The sequence below is a fragment of the Bacillus altaicus genome, assembly GCF_042136375.2.
In the GTDB taxonomy this organism is placed as follows: Bacteria; Bacillota; Bacilli; order Bacillales; family Bacillaceae_G; genus Bacillus_A; species Bacillus_A cereus_U.
Window position 1 is genome coordinate 3316748 of sequence record NZ_CM143394.1, and the last position, 15766, is coordinate 3332513.

Below are 15766 nucleotides of genomic sequence, written 5' to 3' on the forward strand. Positions count from 1 at the left end.
TTCATATCATCGCCTAATCAATATTCATTATATTTTCTTTACATATATTCCATTTCCCTCAATAAAACCAGATCCCTCTATGAAAGATTTCGCTTGTTCCGTAAACATCTCTTGCAATACTTTTATTTCTTTCACATTTCTCTGTTTCATCATTTCTTCAAATGTAAAATACGTATTTGTCCCGTATCCATAACCTTGATAATCAAAATGAATAATTAACTGTGACAAAATAGCACTCTCTTCTTGAACGCTATAATCTATTACACCAATATATGTATCATCAACTTTCACACAATACTGAACCTTTTTCTCATCTAAGCTGTGTGAATGAAACATTTCTTTTACAGCGCTTTCATTTTCTATATTTACTTTCTCAAACGTAATCATATGTTGTCCATCCTTTTACTATTATTGTATCAATAATAAATGCAATTTATGAAAAAAACCTTAAGATCGAATGCGACCTTAAGGTTTTTTATTAAACTAAGCTATACGCACGCTTTGTTTCTTCGTGGAACTTATTCGTATCGTATTTATGCTCAACATAAATTTGATGCCATACCATAAACGCAAGTACAGTCCAAATTTTACGGCTATAATCGCCTTTATCTGCACAATGTGCTTCCAGTAAGTTTAATACATACTGTTTTTCGATTAAATGCTCAGTTTTGCTTTCTTTAATAATATTTACAGCCCAATCGTGCATTTCATCTTTTAACCAGTGACGAATTGGTACTGGGAATCCAAGCTTTTTACGATCTAACACGTGATCTGGAACAATTCCACGAGCAGCTTCACGTAATATAGCTTTCGTTGTTCCGTTTGCAATTTTAAATTCTGTCGGAATTTTAGATGCAACGTCAAATACTTCTTTATCTAAGAACGGTACACGAAGTTCTAATGAATTTGCCATCGTCATTTTATCAGCTTTTAATAAAATATCGCCGCGTAACCATGTGAACATATCAATGTACTGCATTTTACTTACATCATCATAATCTTTAATTTCGTTATACAATGGTTTCGTGATATCCATATAGTTAACACTTTCATCGTAATACTTCATTAATTCAGCTTTCTCTTCTTCACGGAAGATTTTCGCATTTCCATAGTAACGCTCTTCGATTGGCGTACATCCACGCTCTAAGAAACTTTTTCCTTTAAACCCTTCTTTAAGAGCACCACTTAATGCCTTTAGAACACTCTTTCCTGGGCTAGGAATGTAAGAGAACATTTTTAAAGAGTTTGGCTCACGATAAATGTTATATCCACCAAATAGCTCGTCTGCACCTTCACCAGAAAGAACAACCGTTACATGTTTACGCGCTTCTTTCGCAACGAAATACAATGGTACAGCTGCTGGATCCGCTAAAGGATCATCCATATGCCAAATGATTTTTGGGAACTCATCCATAAATTCTTGCGCTGTAATGAATACGTTATGGTTTTTAACTCCTAATTTCTCAGCAGTTTCTTTCGCAACATCAACTTCACTGAAACCGCGTTGTTCGAAACCAATAGAGAATGTTAATAGATTTGGATTCATTTCTCTTGCGATAGAAGCAATAATAGATGAATCGATACCACCAGATAAGAAAGAACCTACTGGTACATCACTACGCATATGTACTTTTACAGAATCGTATAATACATCACGAATTGCTTGGATATGCTCCTCTTTCGTTGCGCTTGAAGCGTTGAAATAAGGATTCCAGTAGCGATGGATTTCCATCTCTTTACCGATTTCTTTTACGAAGTAATGACCAGGCTCAATTTTATTAACATCAATTGTTAATGTTTCTGGCTCTGGACCATATTGGTACGTAAAGTAGTGTTGTAGTGACTTTGGGTTTACCCCTTTGTCTTCCATTACATGCATAATACTTTTCTTCTCAGATGCGAAGAATGTAGTATCACCTTGTTGTGCGATGTATAAAGGCTTAATACCGAAGTGGTCACGTGCACCGAAAAGTTTCTTTTCTTCACGATCCCAAATCATAAATGCGAACATACCACGAAGGTAGTCTACACATTTTTCTTTCATATGTGCATACAATGCAATAATAACTTCTGTATCAGATTGTGTAGCAAAAGTTGCACCTTTTTCAAGTAACATTTCACGTAGTTCTACATAATTGTAAATTTCACCATTAAAAATAATTACATATCGATCATTTTCATAAGTTAGCGGCTGATGTCCTGCCTCTAAGTCAATGATACTTAAACGGCGGAAGCCAAATTGTACATGTTCATCACGAAAATATCCTTCGTCATCTGGACCGCGGTGGAAAATCATCGTGTTCATATTTTCAAATTGATGTTTTTCTGTTTCTGAAAACCCTCTAGGGTTTTCACATAAACATCCTACAAAACCACACATACTTCTTACCCTCTTTCAGTTTTCATTCTGTCTCAATACTACTGTATCAACCCTATTTATACTAGCATAATCAACTGAATATGGCGACCAAAAACTATAAAAAAACTCGCTCCATTTCACATTTTTAACATTTTTTTATGAAAACATGAAAACTAGGCACTCACCTTTCTCCGCTTTTGTCATATGATATTGCAAATTGATTTCTAGGAGGGAATACCATGAGTGAAGAAAAAAAAGATTCTTCTCGCCCACCGGTTCGTAATTATTTAAAACAGATTGATGATTTTTTCGAACAAACACCTCTTCGTGGCGTAATCACTGATTTAAATCATTTTTTCCAAAAAGGAAACCGTTTATTAACATTCCCAGTAGATTTATACGAAGTTGGTGACGAACTCGTCGTTGCAGCTGAACTACCAGGTATACAAAAAGAACAAATTCAAATTGAAATACAAAGTGAGTATTTAAAAGTCTCAGTAAAAGAAGATATACTTGAAGAGACCGAAGAAGAATCTTCTCACAATTATTATCGCCGAGAACGCTCTATTTCAGAAGCATCAAGACTTATTAAATTGCCGTATTTAATTAACAAAAAAACAGCAAAAGCTTCTTATCAAAACGGTGTATTAGAAATACGCGCACTAAAACTTCCGCAACAGCATGATATATTATCCATAGACTAAATACTAATAAAAGAAGGGTGCTAAGCACCCTTCTTTTTAATCCGCTAATCGCTTCATATCACGTATAATATCTTCATATGGTGTATTGCTAATACCGCTATATTTTTTCATTACTTTTCCATTTTGATCGATTAAATAAAAAGATGTACCGTGCATTACTTGCCCATTCTCTGGTTTATCTACAAGCGATTGGAAGTTATCTTTTGAAAACTTTGTAATATCCTCCAGTGAATAACCGGTTAACAAGTTCCAGTTACTTGTATCTTCTGTAAACTTTTGAATGAAAGCTTTCAAATTTTCTGGTTTATCAAGTTCAGGATCTACACTAAACGAAACAAACTGAACATCCAATTTCTCTTCCTTAGCCATTTTTTGTAATTTAGCCATATTAGCAGTCATTGGCGGACAAACCGTTTGACAGTTTGTAAACATGAAATCAGCTACCCAAACTTTCCCTTTTAAATCTTTTGTACCAAACGGCTTTCCTTCTTGATTTGTAAATTGGAAAGTTTCTAAATCCCAGTTTAACGGTTTACGTAATTTTGAACCTGAACTGCTACAACCTGCAAGTACAAAGAGACAAAATACAACCATAAGACCAATTAACTTTTGATAATGCTTCATTATTAAACCTCTTTTCTCTTTCCTTAATTTATGTAAGTTATGTACATCATAACAAAAGTAAATACTATGAGAAAATTGTTTACTTCATTTGTTCACGAAATCGTACGAATTTACGTATGTTACTTCTTTATTTCAAGCTAATTACTAGACAAAATATATTTTACTACTATTATTTCTCTAACTATTATTTGCGAAACAAAGTTAATTGTTAAATTTGTAAATAAATCTCCCTATTTTTTTACAATCACTTAAACATTAATCCATATTAAACACTGTATTCCTTAACAACATTTCGGTACAATACAACTACAACGATTTTAAATGAGGTGATGTTCATGGCAAAGCGCTATGAAAATATGGATAATGTAAGTACAAAAAAATCAATTCGCTCCTTCTTACGCTGGCGTAAAGAGAGAAAGCAAAACAAAAAAGACTTTTCTTTCCTAGTAGAACAATCACCTGTTAAACAAAGTAAATTTCTGCTAAATAACTTTGAAAAAACGACTGTCACATGGATTGGTCATTCAACTTTTCTCATTCAAACGAACGGCTTAAATATTTTAACAGATCCAGTATGGGCTAATAAATTAAAGTTAGTTCCACGACTTACTGAGCCAGGGCTCACTATAAAAGAACTACCTAAAATCGATATCGTCCTTATTTCACACGGTCATTACGATCATGTAGACTTTGCATCTCTTCGTCAGCTAAACGATGATGTTTTATACCTTGTTCCTATTGGGCTAAAACAATTATTTACTCGTAAAAAATTCACCAATGTAGAAGAATACAATTGGTGGGAAAGTACAACAATTGATGAAGTCTCTTTTCACTTCGTACCTGCCCAACACTGGACGAGAAGAACATTATTTGATATGAACACCTCTCACTGGGGAGGATGGATCATTGATAATATGACTTCTTCAGAAACCATTTATTTTTGTGGTGATAGTGGGTATTTCCAAGGATTTAAAGACATCGGCAAACGTTTTTCAATCGATATTGCACTTATGCCAATTGGTGCCTATGAACCAGAATGGTTTATGAAAGTGTCTCACGTTTCACCAGAAGAAGCTGTGCAAGCCTATCTAGATATAAAAGCTACACATTTCATTCCAATGCACTACGGTACTTTTGCTTTAGCAGATGAATCACCAAGGGAAGCAGTAACTCGACTACGAAATAACTGGAATTTACGAATGCTACCGTGGGAACAACTACATGTTCTCTTTTTAGGCCAAACTTTCACTTATAGCCCTATTGTCTCAGATAAAGAACCAGTAAAAATTACAGAAACCTCTCCTGTATAATAGAACTAATTTTTCCGAATAATTTATCATATACTTTAAAAAATCGAAAAGGGTGTTTTCCATGAAAGATTATTTACAGACTCGCTATATCATTAGCGGAAGCGCCTGTATTGCCCTTCTCATTTCTTACTTCATATACACATAAAAAAGCTACTTGAAAATTCATTTCAAGTAGCTTTTTTATTACTCTGCTAAATACATAAAACCAATTGCTCCTGGTCCTGTATGAGTACTGATAACTGGTGTTGTATAGAAAATCTCTGATTGAGTGAATCCATTCACTTTTTCAACAGCAGCTTTTACACTTTCTGCTAAAGGAATTGCTTTAGCATGTGGAATCGCAACAGCTTTCACCACTTTTCCAGCAGTATCTTCCTCGAATATTTTAGCCAATGTTTTTACAATCTGCCCTTGGCTACGTACTTTCGTTACCGGATTATATACGCCACCTTCAAGGCTTGCAATAGGTTTAATATTAAGTAATGAACCGATAAAAGCTTTCCCTTTACCGATACGTCCACCCTTCACTAAGTTCTCTAATGTATCTACGACAACATATAAACGAGTATTCTTTCTTACTTCATCAATACGTTTTAAAATATCTTCTAGTGAGCATTCTTCTTTTGCCATTTTTGCAGCTTCAATTACTTGATATGCTAAAGCATGTGTAATAAATTGAGAATCAACAACTGTTACTTTTGTATCTGTCATTGATGCAGCGCTATTCGCTGTTGCGACAGTACCGCTCATTCCACCTGTCATATGAATGGAAAGTACTTCACTTCCATCTTCGCCTAGCTTGTCATACATTTCTACAAATGTACCCATAGCTGGTTGTGATGTTTTTGGTAATTCTTCTGATTTAATCATTTCTTCAATAAATTCATCTGGCTGTAAATCAACGCGATCTAAGTATGTTTGTCCATTTACAGAAATAGATAATGGTAAAACATGAATATCATACTTCTCAATCACTTCTTGAGTTAAATCTGCCGTTGAATCTGTTACAATTTTAATTTTTTGCATATTATATTCTTCCCTTTCGAATACGCTCTCCCTGTTATTATACTAGCATTCCTGATGCTTTCAACAATTTCGAATAAATTTCACCAAATTAATTATATTTTTATACCTAAAATGAAAAAGACAGAGCCTACCTAACTCTGTCCCTGCTGTATATTATGCATTCTTTTCAAGAGTATTTGTTTTATATACATTTGAATAATCATTCCACTTCAAACAACTTTGTAAATATTCACGGAAAGAGTACGAGACTCTTGGGTTTTTATGTTTTTGAATTTTTGCAATAAACAATTGAAGACGAGACTGAATTAGAAACGCTAATGGATGCTGTGTTTGTAGGACAGGGATTTCAAATATTTTAATACAATTCCCTGTTGCATGAGTGAAATAAAAACTTTTCGTAATCACAATATCAATCCTCTTTTTCGTTGGATTTTTGAACTTCCTCCACTTTATTCTTTAACACGTTTTTTAGTGTAGGTTTCCTATGAATACTAAAATATCCTTAAGCTGCCCCCGTTTAGAAGTTAATACTTCATTTATATCCACCTAATTCGAACCCTGTCCTATATATACTTTGAGACGGGAGTCTTATTACCCATATATAGCTTGATAACTTCAGTATAACCTTATAAAAATGAAAAGTTTGTCTAAATTTTGGAGATTCTATAATTTTTTTCTTCTATATATTGTATACAATTATAGCTAGAGTATAACAAATAAATTAAAAAGTGCCTTTATAACGAGGCACTTTTCGACTGTGTTTCTTCTTCTCTTTTCTGTTTTCGTTTACTAACTATCTTTGATAAAGCGATACTAATTTCATAAATACAAATAAGCGGTACCGCTACTAAACTATGTGATAAAAAATCTGGCGGCGATATACACGATGCAATTATAATCAACACGACATAAGCATATCTTCTTATTTTCTGCAGAAATTCTGCGGTTAGAAGACCTATACTCGTTAAAAACATAACAACTACAGGTAATTCAAATATAACAGCAAACGGAACTGTTAAATTTAATACGAAATGAAAATATTTTTCCGTTGTAAACATTGTATTAAACATCTCATTACCAATTGTAGTTAGGAAATGAAATAAAAATGGCATGACGATAAAATAACCGAAAGATAGGCCTGCTATAAATAATATAGACAATACCGGTATATACATTAATGTCATTTTTTGTTCATTGGGATGTAAACCTGGTTTTACAAATAACCAAATTTGTATCGCAGCAAAAGGAATTGTACAAACGATAGCAAATACTGTAGCAATCAAGAAAAAAATCCACAACACATCACTTGGACCGAGAACAGTTAATTTCATTGGTAAATCTTTTACAAGCCAAAAATAAATATCCTTCGTAAAAGTAAATCCAATAATTAAAAATAATACAAAGGATAATACTGTATATATTACTCGTTTGCGAAGCTCAACAATATGTTCTACTACGCTCATTTCCCGATCTTCCATCTCGTTCACCACACTTTATTTATCCATTCCTAGAAAAACTTCATCAGATTCTTTTATTTATTTTTTTCTTTCTCTTGAAATGCCTCATCAGTCAATTCTTTTGTTGATTTTTTAAATTCTTTTAACGTTTCCCCTAAAGCTTTCCCAATTTCCGGTAACTTTTTGGGGCCGAATAAAATTAACACTGCTACTAAAATTAAAATTAACCCTGGAAAGCCAATATTTGAAAACATTTCCCCATCCCCTTCATAAGTAGATTCCTTGTCCTACTATTCCATAAGTTCATTTTGTCAAAAAATTTCGTAAACGTCAATGTATCCGTTGTCTTTTATCAAAAAAATTCAAAAATAAAATCAATTATACAAATATCATTTTCTATTCCTTTTGTATATGATATGGTTAAGGAAAATATAACTTATCTCAATACAGTGAAAGGGACTAACATTATGACCCAAAAAATTACAAGAATGACCCAATTTGTAAAAGAAGAAATTGCGAATGCAATTACCCATGGTATCGGTGCCATTTTAAGCATCCCTGCCTTAATCATATTAATTATTCATGCTTCCAAACATGGCACAGCATCTGCTGTTGTTGGCTTTACCGTTTATGGCGTAAGCATGTTCCTTCTATACTTATTTTCTACACTGCTACATAGTATCCATCATCCAAAAGTAGAAAAGTTATTTACCATTTTAGATCACTCCGCCATATATTTATTAATTGCCGGCACGTATACACCATTTCTACTCATTACACTGCGTGGCCCGATCGGTTGGACTTTACTCGCAATTATTTGGACCCTTGCAATTGGTGGAATTATTTTCAAAATCTTCTTTGTTCGTCGCTTTATTAAAACATCAACATTGTGTTATATCATTATGGGTTGGCTCATGATCGTTGCCATTAAACCCCTTTATGAAAATTTAACCGGTCACGGCTTCTCACTACTATTAATAGGCGGCATTTTGTATTCTGTCGGAGCTATATTCTTCCTTTGGGAAAAGCTTCCATTCAATCATGCCATTTGGCATCTATTCGTACTAGGTGGTAGTACAATGATGTTTTTCTGCGTACTGTTTTATGTCTTACCCGCAGCATAAAAAAAGTTTCAGCTTGTATAAGCTGAAACTTTTTTTTATTACTTATGTAATTGAGATGCAATAATATCTTTTGTATGCTGGGTTAACTCTTTAGCATCCATACTTGCATATTCTTCAGGTGTAATTGGCTTAGAAATTGTTAATGTTGCATGAGCTGGTTTCATACGATTTCCATTAGCCTCAAACATCTTATATGTACCATCTAAAGTTACTGGTAATATAGATACGCCAGATTTTACTGCAAGGTGAAAACTCCCTGCTTTAAACTCACCGATTTCGCCGCCCTTACTTCTCGTTCCCTCTGGAAAAATTACGATAGAATGTCCGTTCTTTAACAGTTCAATTCCATCTTTAATTGCCTTAAGAGATTGACGGCGATCGCTGCGGTCCATGAACACACAATTCATTAGTTCCATCCATGTTGGTACAACCGGAAACTTTTTAATTTCCGCTTTTGAAACGAATCCAATTGGCTTATTTAAGTAACCTAGTAAAACAGGAATATCCATATTACTTTGATGATTACTTACAACTAGCACCGGCTTGTCTTTCGGAACATTTTCAAGTCCCTTTACTTCTACAGTCGATCCAGTTACACGCACCATTTTCTTACCAAACCAGTTTGTTGTTTTATACACAACACTATCTTTTTCTTGCGGTGACATCGCATTTGCTTTTCTTTTTATACGCCACAACCTTGGTGTAATCGCAATTACGATTAAAATTAAATAAAAGATTTTAAAAAACGTTTGAATCATACAGAACCCCCACCTATTATCATTCCGACCTTCATTATACTAGACAAACGAAGGAAAAAGAAGAAAAAATGTCCAAACAACAAGTGTTTGGACATTTTGAAGTTTTCTATATTAGAAACGTTTTGCTAATTCGCGTGCATTTACAATTGCTGCTTCTTTAATGTCTTGTGCTTTTTCAGGATTTGCATTCATTCCTTCAACTGCAATATATTCAGTGTCTGATACACCCATGAATCCTAATACTGCATTTAAGTGATTGCGACCGAAGTCCATAGATGCGTATGCTCCTTCAGAGTAAATGCCGCCTGTAGCTTGAATATGAAGTGCTTTTTTGCCTTCTAGTAAGCCAACTGGACCATTTTCAGTATATTTGAATGTTTTACCTGCGATTGATAAGTTATCTAAGTATGCTTTCACTACTGCTGGGTAGCTGAAGTTCCACATTGGAGTCACGAATACATAACGATCTGCATGCATAAATGTTTCTAAGTTATTGTTCATTGCTGCAACTTTTTGTTGCTGAGTTTCACTTAAATTTTCGAATCCTTCGCCTGCTGCAAATTTACCCCAAGCAGCGAATACGTCTGCATCGATTGCTGGTACAGTTGTATTGAATAAATCAATTGTTACAACTTCGTCTTGTGGATGTTCGTTTTTATATGTTTCGATGAAAGCTTCCCCTACTGCCATACCGAAAGAACCTTCTGCTGAATTTGGATTTGCTGTAATAAATAGTACTTTTGTCATTATATTATCTCCCTTTTTCAAATTTATCTTTACTTTGAGATTTATTTTTTTATAGTAAATAACTTACCTTATGTAAGTATAATACAAAAAGTTTTAATGGCTGTCAATAAAAAATAGCTGCTTTTTTTTCGTAAGTTAATAAGTTATATTATTTCAGTTAGTTTTGTATATAAATATTAAGGTTTTAATCAAATAAAAAAACTACCTCCATATTTCATGGAGATAGTCTTCATCAATTACTACTTTTGAAAAACATGTTTCACTTTTTCAGCCGGAATATTACTTCCACCTCTACCTTTTACATCTTCAATCATCATTGTAATGACCATATCAGGTGAATTTAAATCAAACGCAGCGAACCAACCTAGTTCTTTTCCTTCTGCCTCTTTTGATACTTTTAATTCTGCTGTTCCTGTTTTACCAGCAAGAGTCATACCATCAATTTTTGCAATTTTCCCTGTACCATCTGGATCGTTAATTACTTTCGTTAAAGCCGTTTTCAATATATCTTGAGTTCCTTTAGAAATCACATTTTCTTTCCAGGCCTTTGGTTGTTTATCTGTTTTAATAAGATATGGCGACGGAATCGTTCCATCATTTACAATCGGTGCATACGTTAAAGCTAAATGAAGAGGGGTCATTAAGACTTGTCCTTGTCCATATCCTGTATCTGCCATTTGAATATCATTTTTTATGCCATCACTTGCGATTTTAGAAACTGGGAATCCGTATTCAATTGGTAATTTCTCATCAAATCCGAATTTTTTCGCCTCAGCCATAAATTTATCTTTTCCAATTTTCAAAGCTTCTTGTGCAAAGTAAATATTATCCGAGTATTTCATTGCCTTATCAAAATCAATCGGATTTGCATCTTTTACACGTGTTACGTAATAATTGCCCCAAGAAGAATCTTTCGTCCATTTCAGTCCTTCAATTTTCAATTCTTCTTTCGGATCGATTGTTTTCGTTTCAAGTCCAATTGCACCTGTAATTGGCTTAAATACAGAACCCGGAACCGATAATTGTGTAAATCGATTCGTCATCGGTTTTTTCGGGTCATTATTCCAAGCTTCACGTTGAGCTTTTGATGTCCCTCTCGCAATAAGATTAGGATCGTATGCTGGACTACTTACAAGTGCAATCGTTTCCCCGCTTTTCGGGTTAATTGCAGCACTTGATCCAGCCTCTCCTTTCATTTCATTATACGTTTTTTCTTGAACAACACTATCGATAGTTAAAGTTACATTTTCTCCATCAACAGCATCTGTTTTCACTAAATTTTTAATTTCTTTTCCTTGCGCATCTTCCATGAAGACACGGCCACCTTTTTTCCCGCGTAGCTGTTCTTCCAATACTTGCTCTAATCCAGCCTTACCAACTGGATCATCTGCTTGATAACCTTTCTTTTGAAGCGTTTTTAAATCTTCAGCATTTACTTTTCCGATATAACCAGTAAGATGCGCTGCTGCTTCCCCTAATGGATATGTACGAACATTTACAGGTTTTGTTGCAACACCTGGTAAATCAATGTAGGTATTTTGCGTTGCTCCCTCAGGCAAAATTCCAATTGGTACGAGATACCCTGGTTTTACCCATTTAGCAGCTAGTTTTTGATCAATTTCTTCTACAGACATATTTAACAACTTCGCTACCGTTTCTTTCGTTTGCGGAGCAGCATCCCCTAACTTTTCAGGAATCATTCCGATTTCAGAAGCTTTACCATTCGTCGCAAGACCTTTTCCATTACGATCGTAAACTTCACCACGTTTTGGTTGTGTTGTCTGCATACGCACTTTACTATCTTTTGTCATGCCAGGGAAAATGAAATCAGGAGTCCAATCTATTTTCCAAGACTCTTTATCCCCATCTTTTTCTTTCACCATTTTTGCTTCATGGCCAAAAGTGATTTTACCACCAACTGTATCCATGCTTACTTTAAAAGGAACAGGGCCTTCATCTTTTTTATCTTCTTTTACTTCCCCTGTTTCTACCTTTAAGTCTTTCACTTCAATACCAGAATAAATCTTTTCATATTTCTCAGTAAACTCTTTCTGTGAAATATCTTTTTTTGCATTTTCTGATAATTGATCATACATATCTGCAAATTTTTGTTTATTCCATGCTTTTACATATGTATCAAACGCTTCTTGTGGTTTTTCTTCTTTGCCGCATCCGACTAGCATTAATGCAAAGCAAAGAAAAAGAATCCCCCATATTTTTCTCAACCGATTCTCCTCCTTTTATTACATAGCGTACTTCTAAAGATTTATAGCATTCTATACATGCTAACTCTCATTATAGCACTATCGAATCCTCTCTATAAAGATACATTTAATAATATAAATAAAAAGATTGATGTGAATGCTCACATCAATCTTTTTTTATTGTTGCTTTTCATAAATATGATAATAGTACGTGTACGGATTTTTTTCATCCGTTAAGCCTTTCTCCACAAAAACTTCTTTCCAATCAGTCATATCTATTTCCGGGAAGAATGTATCTCCATCAAACGCATGATGAATCTTTGTTATATACAATTTCTCCACATACGGTAAGAATAAATCATAAATTTGCGCTCCTCCAAAAATAAAGATTTCTTCTTCATCTTTGCATAGCTCAAACACTTCTTCCGCAGAATGAGCAACTTCACAACCTTCAACATGATACTCTCCATTGCGAGTTACGATAATATTACGTCTTCCTGGCAGTGGTCTACCAATCGCTTCATAGTTCTTTCTTCCCATAATAAGCGGGTGACCCATTGTCGTTTTCTTCACATACTGTAATTCACTTGGCAAATGCCAAGGTAATTTATTATCTTTACCAATTACTCTATTTTCGTCCATTGCGACCATAAATGAAATAATCATCTTTGCATCTCCTCTACAATTACACTGCAACTGGTGCTTTAATTGCTGGATGTGGATCATATCCTTCAATAGTTAAATCGTCCATTTCAAAATCAAACACAGATTTCACATCTGGATTTAATGTAAGTTTAGGGAACGGACGTGGTTCACGTGCCAACTGCTTTTCTACTTGTTCAAAATGATTTGTATAAATATGTGCATCACCAATTGTATGAACAAATTCTCCTACTTCAAGACCACATTCATGTGCAATTAAATGTGTTAAAAGTGAATAGCTTGCAATGTTAAATGGAATGCCAAGGAAAATATCACCGCTTCTTTGATATAACTGACAAGAAAGCTTTCCATCTGCTACATAAAATTGGAATAGCGTATGACAAGGCGGTAATGCCATACTTGGTACATCTTCAGGATTCCAAGCAGAAACAATTAGGCGGCGTGAATCTGGTGTTTTCTTAATCATTTCAATTACATCTTTTAGTTGATCTAGTGTTTCACCAGCTGTCGTTTTCCAAGCACGCCACTGCTTTCCGTATACGTCTCCTAAATAACCATATTTATTCGAAAAATCATCATCTTCTAAAACATTCTTTTTAAATAGGTCCATTTGCTCATCGTATTGCTTCTTAAATTCCTCATCTTGTTGAGAGCGAAGACCGAAATCTGTCATATCAGGACCATTATACTCGTCACCTTCTACCCAGCTCTTAAACGCCCATTCATTCCAAATATTATTATTATGTTGCAATAAATAACGAATATTTGTATCACCTTTCATAAACCAAAGCAGTTCACTTGCTACAAGGCGAAATGGGACTCTCTTTGTCGTTAATAAAGGAAATCCTTTACTTAGATCGAAACGCATTTGATATCCAAATACAGATACAGTACCTGTCCCTGTACGATCTTCTTTCTTCGTACCGTGCTCCATTACATGACGGCATAAATTTAAGTATTCATATTCAGCATGTTTCATATGTAGGAAAACCTTCTTTCAATCTTATATAAGATTTATCATAACATGAAAAACAGCGAATTTAATAATCCAAATTAATAAAAATTCTTTCAATATTTCTTACAAAATTATTAACTTTCAATATTTAAAAAGGTTTTCACTTTTCTATTACAGAAAGTATAGTGCGGAACATAAAATTTATATTTGGAGGTTGGAAGCATGTCTAAAATCAAAACTCCTGTTTTAAGTACGTTACAACATAAGGTTGAAGAGATGATGAAAGCTTTACACGTTCCTGGCGCCGCTATAGCCGTTATAAAAGATGGTGAGGTCATTATTTCTGAAGGTTTCGGCTATCGTAACATAGAGAAAAAAGAGGCTGTTACTCCGCAGACACGATTCGCAATCGGTTCCGCAACGAAAGCATTCGGTACACTTTCTTTAAGCTTATTAGCACAGCAAAAAAAGTTTAATTGGGATACTCCTGTCCAAACTTACGTACCTAACTTCTCTTTATCCGATATGCTCTCTAACTCGCAAGTTACAGGACGAGATTTAGCTTCTCATCGTACTGGGGTAAGTCGTCACGATGCTCTTTGGTACAGTTCTTCCTTAACTCGAAAAAATCTTGTTGAAAAAATAAAACATTTATCACTTGATGCACCGTTCCGCACAGCATTTCTATATAACAACTTAATGTATGCGACAATTAGCTACATGGTTGAGAAGATTACGAATCAAACATGGGAGCAATACGTTACAGAACATATTTTAGAACCTTTAAATATGAGACATACAAACTTCTCTGTTACAGACTCACAAAATACAGATGATTACGCATTACCTTACACTGAAGATAATGGTGAAATGAAAGAAATTCCATTCCGAAATATCGATACAGTTGGAGCGGCTGGATGTATTAACTCTACCATTGAAGATATGGCAAATTGGGTACTCCTTCATTTAAACGAAGGAAAAACAGAAAATCATGATTTGATTTCTACTGAACTACTCCAAGAAATGTATACACCACACACTCCAATTCCAGATCAGCCAATGTTATCAACGAGTGAATCACCATTAAATAGCTACGGACTCGGTTGGTTTATTAGCGCTTACCGCGGTTATAAAATGATTCATCACGGCGGTAATATTGATGGGTTTTCTGCACTTGCGTCATTTATGCCAAACGAAAATATTGGTATTATCGTACTAACAAATTCCGGGCAAACTTTACTTCCTACTTATATTACACAGCATATTTACGACGAACTTCTCGGACTAGAATATATCGACTGGCATGAACGTGCTGTAGAAGATAGTGAAAAAATGAAAGAAATGAGGAAAGAGACAACTGAATCACTTCCTGAAGCAATAAATGGGACTATCCCTTCTCATACATTAGATGAGTACACTGGAACTTTTGAGCACCCTGCTTATGGAACACTGAAAATATACAAACAAGATGATTCCTTACATGTACAATTCATGGATACGGAAATTAAACTACAGCACCATCATTACGACATCTTCTCAGCATCAATTAGTTTGTTCCAAATGAAAATGGGGCTTTTATTCGCTTATGATATGAATGTAAATGGCGAATTCCCGGCTCTTCAATTACACGTACCTGCAACTTTAAGTACTCAGCCTCTTACATTTACGAAAATTAAATAACAAATGAAATAGAGGGAAGATTACTCTTCCCTCTATTATTTCGGAATTAGAAATTCATCCTGCAACCTATAATCCTATTATTGAATTTAATAAATAAGATAAGGATAACCCAAATACTAATTTTATTTATCAAAACAGCTTAATGAACAAGCCAT

Annotated in this window: 16 protein-coding genes; 4 read left to right on the top strand and 12 right to left on the bottom strand. The window is 34.4% G+C overall.

What is annotated here, in order from left to right:
- Positions 1 to 27: 27 nt before the first annotated feature.
- Both ACE38F_RS17230 and asnB read right to left on the bottom strand, forming a co-directional pair.
- A complete protein-coding gene (locus tag ACE38F_RS17230) occupies positions 28 to 387 on the bottom strand; it encodes a GNAT family N-acetyltransferase (protein WP_215556218.1) in 360 nt (119 codons plus the stop codon).
- Positions 388 to 478: 91 nt separating this feature from the next.
- Positions 479 to 2380: an asparagine synthase (glutamine-hydrolyzing) gene (asnB, locus tag ACE38F_RS17235; protein WP_002148240.1), complete on the bottom strand. Its 1902-nt coding sequence runs from the start codon at positions 2378 to 2380 to the stop codon at positions 479 to 481.
- A 218-nt stretch (positions 2381 to 2598) separates the two neighbouring features.
- On the opposite strand from asnB, the gene ACE38F_RS17240 reads away from it, so the two are divergent.
- Positions 2599 to 3063 (top strand): Hsp20/alpha crystallin family protein, encoded by a 465-nt coding sequence (locus tag ACE38F_RS17240; RefSeq protein WP_375369299.1) that lies wholly within the window; start codon positions 2599 to 2601, stop codon positions 3061 to 3063.
- A gap of 36 nt (positions 3064 to 3099) precedes the next feature.
- Here ACE38F_RS17240 and ACE38F_RS17245 read toward each other — a convergent pair whose 3' ends face one another.
- Positions 3100 to 3687 (bottom strand): SCO family protein, encoded by a 588-nt coding sequence (locus ACE38F_RS17245; RefSeq protein ID WP_215556216.1) that lies wholly within the window; start codon positions 3685 to 3687, stop codon positions 3100 to 3102.
- A gap of 335 nt (positions 3688 to 4022) precedes the next feature.
- On the opposite strand from ACE38F_RS17245, the gene ACE38F_RS17250 reads away from it, so the two are divergent.
- Positions 4023 to 4997, top strand: a complete 975-nt coding sequence (locus ACE38F_RS17250; protein WP_375369301.1) for an MBL fold metallo-hydrolase — start codon at positions 4023 to 4025, stop codon at positions 4995 to 4997.
- Between the two features lie 183 nt (positions 4998 to 5180).
- On the opposite strand, the gene ACE38F_RS17255 is transcribed toward ACE38F_RS17250, so the two are convergent.
- From ACE38F_RS17255 to ACE38F_RS17270, 4 genes are all read right to left on the bottom strand, one after another.
- Complete coding sequence (locus ACE38F_RS17255) at positions 5181 to 6023, bottom strand: DegV family protein (protein ID WP_375369302.1); 843 nt, start codon at positions 6021 to 6023, stop codon at positions 5181 to 5183.
- Positions 6024 to 6176: 153 nt separating this feature from the next.
- Positions 6177 to 6428, bottom strand: coding sequence for a DUF2535 family protein (locus tag ACE38F_RS17260; RefSeq protein ID WP_002158010.1), 252 nt, complete (start codon positions 6426 to 6428; stop codon positions 6177 to 6179).
- A gap of 329 nt (positions 6429 to 6757) precedes the next feature.
- Positions 6758 to 7501: a twin-arginine translocase subunit TatC gene (gene tatC, locus ACE38F_RS17265; protein WP_033714706.1), complete on the bottom strand. Its 744-nt coding sequence runs from the start codon at positions 7499 to 7501 to the stop codon at positions 6758 to 6760.
- 53 nt (positions 7502 to 7554) lie between these two features.
- On the bottom strand, positions 7555 to 7734 hold the full coding sequence (locus ACE38F_RS17270) for a twin-arginine translocase TatA/TatE family subunit (protein ID WP_002012719.1): 180 nt from the start codon (positions 7732 to 7734) through the stop codon (positions 7555 to 7557).
- A gap of 213 nt (positions 7735 to 7947) precedes the next feature.
- Between ACE38F_RS17270 and trhA the strand changes: the two genes are divergently transcribed.
- Positions 7948 to 8604 (top strand): PAQR family membrane homeostasis protein TrhA, encoded by a 657-nt coding sequence (gene trhA / locus ACE38F_RS17275; protein ID WP_341306865.1) that lies wholly within the window; start codon positions 7948 to 7950, stop codon positions 8602 to 8604.
- A gap of 38 nt (positions 8605 to 8642) precedes the next feature.
- On the opposite strand, the gene ACE38F_RS17280 is transcribed toward trhA, so the two are convergent.
- The 5 genes from ACE38F_RS17280 to ACE38F_RS17300 all read right to left on the bottom strand — a co-directional run bounded on the left by ACE38F_RS17280 (position 8643) and on the right by ACE38F_RS17300 (position 13955).
- Complete coding sequence (locus ACE38F_RS17280) at positions 8643 to 9362, bottom strand: lysophospholipid acyltransferase family protein (protein ID WP_215556214.1); 720 nt, start codon at positions 9360 to 9362, stop codon at positions 8643 to 8645.
- 111 nt (positions 9363 to 9473) lie between these two features.
- A complete protein-coding gene (locus tag ACE38F_RS17285) occupies positions 9474 to 10109 on the bottom strand; it encodes an FMN-dependent NADH-azoreductase (protein WP_215556213.1) in 636 nt (211 codons plus the stop codon).
- Between the two features lie 239 nt (positions 10110 to 10348).
- Positions 10349 to 12334, bottom strand: a complete 1986-nt coding sequence (gene pbpC / locus ACE38F_RS17290) for a penicillin-binding protein 3 (protein WP_375369304.1) — start codon at positions 12332 to 12334, stop codon at positions 10349 to 10351.
- Between the two features lie 156 nt (positions 12335 to 12490).
- Positions 12491 to 12979: a dihydrofolate reductase gene (locus ACE38F_RS17295; protein ID WP_002158016.1), complete on the bottom strand. Its 489-nt coding sequence runs from the start codon at positions 12977 to 12979 to the stop codon at positions 12491 to 12493.
- Positions 12980 to 12998: 19 nt separating this feature from the next.
- Positions 12999 to 13955: a thymidylate synthase gene (locus ACE38F_RS17300; RefSeq protein ID WP_215556211.1), complete on the bottom strand. Its 957-nt coding sequence runs from the start codon at positions 13953 to 13955 to the stop codon at positions 12999 to 13001.
- 198 nt (positions 13956 to 14153) lie between these two features.
- Between ACE38F_RS17300 and ACE38F_RS17305 the strand changes: the two genes are divergently transcribed.
- Positions 14154 to 15611: a serine hydrolase gene (locus tag ACE38F_RS17305; protein ID WP_375369306.1), complete on the top strand. Its 1458-nt coding sequence runs from the start codon at positions 14154 to 14156 to the stop codon at positions 15609 to 15611.
- The last annotated feature ends 155 nt before the right edge of the window (positions 15612 to 15766 follow it).

Bases quoted from the DNA above. Each gene is read 5' to 3' on its own strand.
- ACE38F_RS17280 (WP_215556214.1), bottom strand. From the start codon at position 9,362: ATGATTCAAACGTTTTTTAAAATCTTTTATTTAATTTTAATCGTAATT.
- ACE38F_RS17270 (WP_002012719.1), bottom strand. From the start codon at position 7,734: ATGTTTTCAAATATTGGCTTTCCAGGGTTAATTTTAATTTTAGTAGCA.
- trhA (WP_341306865.1), top strand. From the start codon at position 7,948: ATGACCCAAAAAATTACAAGAATGACCCAATTTGTAAAAGAAGAAATT.
- ACE38F_RS17295 (WP_002158016.1), bottom strand. From the start codon at position 12,979: ATGATTATTTCATTTATGGTCGCAATGGACGAAAATAGAGTAATTGGT.
- ACE38F_RS17285 (WP_215556213.1), bottom strand. From the start codon at position 10,109: ATGACAAAAGTACTATTTATTACAGCAAATCCAAATTCAGCAGAAGGT.
- ACE38F_RS17240 (WP_375369299.1), top strand. From the start codon at position 2,599: ATGAGTGAAGAAAAAAAAGATTCTTCTCGCCCACCGGTTCGTAATTAT.
- tatC (WP_033714706.1), bottom strand. From the start codon at position 7,501: ATGGAAGATCGGGAAATGAGCGTAGTAGAACATATTGTTGAGCTTCGC.
- ACE38F_RS17230 (WP_215556218.1), bottom strand. From the start codon at position 387: ATGATTACGTTTGAGAAAGTAAATATAGAAAATGAAAGCGCTGTAAAA.
- asnB (WP_002148240.1), bottom strand. From the start codon at position 2,380: ATGTGTGGTTTTGTAGGATGTTTATGTGAAAACCCTAGAGGGTTTTCA.
- ACE38F_RS17255 (WP_375369302.1), bottom strand. From the start codon at position 6,023: ATGCAAAAAATTAAAATTGTAACAGATTCAACGGCAGATTTAACTCAA.
- ACE38F_RS17305 (WP_375369306.1), top strand. From the start codon at position 14,154: ATGTCTAAAATCAAAACTCCTGTTTTAAGTACGTTACAACATAAGGTT.
- ACE38F_RS17300 (WP_215556211.1), bottom strand. From the start codon at position 13,955: ATGAAACATGCTGAATATGAATACTTAAATTTATGCCGTCATGTAATG.
- ACE38F_RS17250 (WP_375369301.1), top strand. From the start codon at position 4,023: ATGGCAAAGCGCTATGAAAATATGGATAATGTAAGTACAAAAAAATCA.
- ACE38F_RS17245 (WP_215556216.1), bottom strand. From the start codon at position 3,687: ATGAAGCATTATCAAAAGTTAATTGGTCTTATGGTTGTATTTTGTCTC.